Raw genomic sequence first — 830 nt, forward strand, 5'->3', positions numbered from 1 at the left:
GGATGGGGCAGTTCACGGCGGGGTGGCCCAGGATGAACTTGAGGAAGAACTGGGCCCAGCTGGAGCAGTCGAACTCCGCGGCCCAGTCCGGCAGGGGCTTCCCCTTCATCTTGCGGAAGAGGTTGCCCTTGTCGAAGGGCTCCATGACGAGGACCGCGACGCCGTGCTCCTTCGCCGCGGGCAGCAGGCGCGCCTCCGCGTCGCGCATCGCGAGCGAGTAGGGCAGCTGCACGAAGTCCAGCTTGCTGCCCTGGATGTGCTTCTCCAGGTCGTCGAAGGCACCGCGCTGGTAGTGGGTGACGCCGATGTAGCGGATCCGCTTCGCGGCCTTCATCTCCCGCAGCACGGGCAGGTGGACGTCCACGTCCAGCAGGTTGTGCACCTGCATCAGGTCCATGCGGCCGTGGCCCATCTTCTGGAGGGAGGCCTGGATTTGCGCCGCCCCTTCCGCCTTGCCGCGCGTCCAGACCTTGGTGGCGAGGAACGGCGTCTGCTGCTGACCGGACTGCTTGAGCAGGTCGCCCACGACGGCCTCGGAGCGGCCGTACATGGGGGAGGAGTCGATGAGGCGCGCACCCGAGGCGAAGAACTTCTGGAGCACCTGCGCCAGGGGCGCGCGTTCATTCGCGGCGCCGCCGACGTCGAAGGTCTGCCAGGTGCCCATGCCGATGACGGGCAGGGCCTCACCGGAGCTGGGGATGGGGCGGGTGAGCATGCGGGGACCTGTCGTGGGCGTCTGGGCGAGGGCGGAGAGGGACGGCGCGAGCGCGGCGCCGATGCCCGCCACCAGGACCTCGCGGCGGGAAGGGGGACGGGGACTGTCTCTTATA

At 69.2% G+C, this 830-nt stretch carries 1 protein-coding gene; it reads right to left on the reverse strand.

The window, feature by feature from the left end; translation table 11 throughout:
• Positions 1-830 (reverse strand): aldo/keto reductase (locus D7W81_RS41390; protein ID WP_306440953.1); only part of this gene is annotated, 830 nt, incomplete at both ends.

This window comes from Corallococcus aberystwythensis (assembly GCF_003612165.1).
Taxonomy (GTDB): domain Bacteria; phylum Myxococcota; class Myxococcia; order Myxococcales; family Myxococcaceae; genus Corallococcus; species Corallococcus aberystwythensis.